Here is a 2838-nt window from a genome sequence, read left to right on the forward strand (position 1 = left end):
CCCTAACTGCGCCCACCCTATCGGCCGAGCTTTCCGAGGATGGCCGCGAGTTCCGGGGTCGTCACGCCGTGGCGGAAGAGGTAGTCCGCAGTGTTGAGGGACCGGACAAATTGCAGCAGGCTCTGGCCCCGGGATTCCAGCAGGGGCGCCAGCACATTCTCGGGCAGGAAACGCTCGTGGGGATGCGGGACTGCGGCGCGCCGGAGGTGCTCGTTGATGCCCCGCATGGAGCGCTGGTAGCCGCTCACAATGGCCTCTTCGCCGTCACCGGCGAGGTCCTGGAGCATGGCTGCGATCATGCCGCTCCGGTCCCGCCCCGCGGAGCAATGGATGACCACACCGCCTTCCGCGGCGGCCACCGCCTTGAAGACCCGGGACAGCAGGTGCGGGAACAGCCTGGCGTTGTCCGCATAACAGGCGGGGTCGTTCAGGTAAGGCACGCAGAGCTCGCGGAATTCGCGGTTGTCCGGGTCTTCGGTGGGTGCCAGCACGACGTCGAAACCGGCCAGGGCCCCAGCCCGCACCGGCGGATCGGTCTCCCGGCGCCGGATTTCGGCTTCGTTGCGGAGGTCGATGACGGTCCGGATGCCCCGGCGGTGCACCTGCCGCCAGCCGGCCTCGGTGAGCCACTCCCGCCGTCCCATGCGGAACACGTCCCCGGCCACGTGCCACGCGTTGACGGCCCCATCCCACTCCACGGTTCCGGGCACCGCCTGCCCCTTGGCTTGGCCCAGGGGCGCTGCAGGAATCATCATCCAGAAAGCTAAGCACACGCACCGGCGCGATCAGCGGCAGGATTCACAAACGTTATACACAATGGGACCATTGGCATGGTGCGGGGTTAACGCTTCGCAACACGTTTTTCACGGCACGGGCGCTGAATCCAGGGTGCCACTGAGGAGAACACCATGGGACGTCTGAAACTTCGACGCCGGCGGACGGCTCTGGCGGCCGGTCTCGCCGCCCTGGCCATGGCGGCCGGTGTGGCGGCGGTACCGGCGGAGGCGGCGGACAGGACCCGGTACGTCGCGCTCGGAGACTCCTATGCCGCCGGGCTGGGGGCGGGGCCGTACCTGGATGATTGCTACCGGAGCGAGAACAGCTATTCCGAACTCGCTGCCCACACGAAGACCATCAAACTCGTCGCCAACGCGGCCTGCAGCGGCAAGACGACCCAGGACGTCGTCAACACCCAGCTCAGGCGGCTGACCAGGAGCACCGGGCTCGTCACCATCACTGCCGGCGGCAACAACCTCCGGTTTGCGGAAATCCTCGCCTCCTGCGGCGCCGCCATGGTCAATCCCGCTGCGGGTCCGCTGTGCGATGCCGCCAGTGCCTACGCCGAGGGCCAGATCTCCAGCCACCGACTGTCCGGCGACGTGACAGCGATGATCCAGCGCGTGAAGGCTGCCGCCCCCAACGCCAAGGTTGTAGTGACGGGCTACCCCTACCTCTATGACCCGGTCGCGCCCGGCCAGGCTGATCCGATGTCCCGGTTCATCTACAAGGCCACGGTCCTGGCGGACGGCCTGAACGGCTCCATCGCCGCCGCCGCCCGGGCCACCGGAGCGGAGTACGTCGATGTCCGGGCCGCTTTTGCCGGTCACGGCGTGAACTCTGCGGCTCCGTGGATCAATTTCAGCCGTACAGCCCTGGCCAGTCCCGAAAACTTCCACCCGAACGCCCGGGGCTACGAGGCGTACTTCGCATCGCTTAACGGGGCCAAGGCCTACTCGGCACGCTAGCGCCGCTTGGCCAGCCGGGATTCGAGGGCGTTCCGGACCATCGGCCATTCATGTTCCAGGATGGAATACACGACGGTGTCCCGCAGCGCCCCGTCGGCGCTGCGCGTGTGGCTGCGGAGCACGCCGTCCTGTTTGGCCCCCAGCCGCGTGATCGCCTCGCGGGACTGGTGGTTGAGCCAGTGCGTCCGGAACTCGACGGCGGGGCAGCCCAGCGTATCGAAGGCGTGCCGCAGCAGCAGCAACTTGGAGTCCGGATTGCTGCCGCTGCCATGCGCGGACGCCGCGTTCCAGGTGGAGCCGATCTCCACCCGGGGCGTGGCGGCGTCGATGTTCATGTAGGTGGTCATGCCGATCACCCGGCCCGGTCCGCCGGCAGCGGGGTCGAGCAGCCGCGTGGTGAAGGGCAGCATGGCACCGCTGTCCTGCAGGGCCAGTCGACGCTCAATCTCGGCGGCCATGTGCTGCGGGGCGGGCACGCTGGTGTACCAGAGGTGCCACAGCTCGCCGTCGCGTGCCGCCTCGACAAGGCCGTCATGGTGGTCCTGGCTCAGCGGCTCAAGGACGACGTACTTGCCGGTCAGGGTGATGGGCGCGATCGCGGGGCGGTCCAGGGAGGTCACCGCACCATCCTAGGGGCACGGACGAATGCCGGTCACTTGGTCCAGTCGAAAAAGCCCTTGCCGGACTTGCGGCCCAGTTCGCCGCGGGCCACCTTGTCGCGGAGGATCTGCGGCGGAGCGAAACGGTCACCCAGCGTGGACTGCAGGTACTCCGCGATGCCGAGGCGCACGTCCAGGCCCACTATGTCGGTGGTCCGCAGCGGTCCCGTGGGGTGCTTGTAGCCCAGCACCATGGCGTTGTCGATGTCTTCCGCGGTGGCCACGCCCTCTTCCACCATGCGCATCGCTTCGAGGGCGATCGCGACGCCCAGCCTGGAGGAGGCGAAGCCGGGCGCGTCGTTGACCACGACGGCGGTCTTGCCGAGCGCCTCCACCCATCCGCGGGCGGCCTGGGCCAGGGCGTCGGAAGTCTGCTCGCCGAGGACCACTTCGATGAGCGTCGACGCCGGCACCGGGTTGAAGAAGTGCAGGCC

At 68.3% G+C, this 2838-nt stretch carries 4 protein-coding genes; 1 reads left to right on the top strand and 3 read right to left on the bottom strand.

Annotation, left to right across the window (positions count from 1 at the left end):
* Positions 1-17: 17 nt before the first annotated feature.
* Positions 18-755, bottom strand: coding sequence for a tyrosine-protein phosphatase (locus tag LQV45_RS23985; RefSeq protein WP_230009131.1), 738 nt, complete (start codon positions 753-755; stop codon positions 18-20).
* Positions 756-908: 153 nt separating this feature from the next.
* Here LQV45_RS23985 and LQV45_RS23990 point away from each other — a divergent pair, with 153 nt between their 5' ends.
* Positions 909-1745 carry an SGNH/GDSL hydrolase family protein gene (locus LQV45_RS23990; protein ID WP_230009132.1) on the top strand — a complete coding sequence of 279 codons (837 nt, stop codon included), beginning with the start codon at positions 909-911 and terminating at the stop codon, positions 1743-1745.
* On the opposite strand, the gene LQV45_RS23995 is transcribed toward LQV45_RS23990, so the two are convergent.
* Both LQV45_RS23995 and LQV45_RS24000 read right to left on the bottom strand, forming a co-directional pair.
* Positions 1742-2365 carry a GNAT family N-acetyltransferase gene (locus LQV45_RS23995; protein WP_230009133.1) on the bottom strand — a complete coding sequence of 208 codons (624 nt, stop codon included), beginning with the start codon at positions 2363-2365 and terminating at the stop codon, positions 1742-1744. The two genes, LQV45_RS23990 and LQV45_RS23995, sit on opposite strands and share 4 nt — an antisense overlap.
* Before the next feature lie 32 nt (positions 2366-2397).
* A partial coding sequence (locus LQV45_RS24000) for a 3-hydroxyacyl-CoA dehydrogenase family protein (RefSeq protein ID WP_230009134.1) occupies positions 2398-2838 on the bottom strand: 441 nt, incomplete at its 5' end.

This window comes from Microbacterium sp. Bi128, from assembly GCF_918698205.1.

Excerpts from the sequence above, each read along its gene's own strand:
- LQV45_RS23990 (WP_230009132.1), top strand. The coding sequence starts at position 909 with ATGGGACGTCTGAAACTTCGACGCCGGCGGACGGCTCTGGCGGCCGGT.
- LQV45_RS23985 (WP_230009131.1), bottom strand. The coding sequence starts at position 755 with ATGATGATTCCTGCAGCGCCCCTGGGCCAAGCCAAGGGGCAGGCGGTG.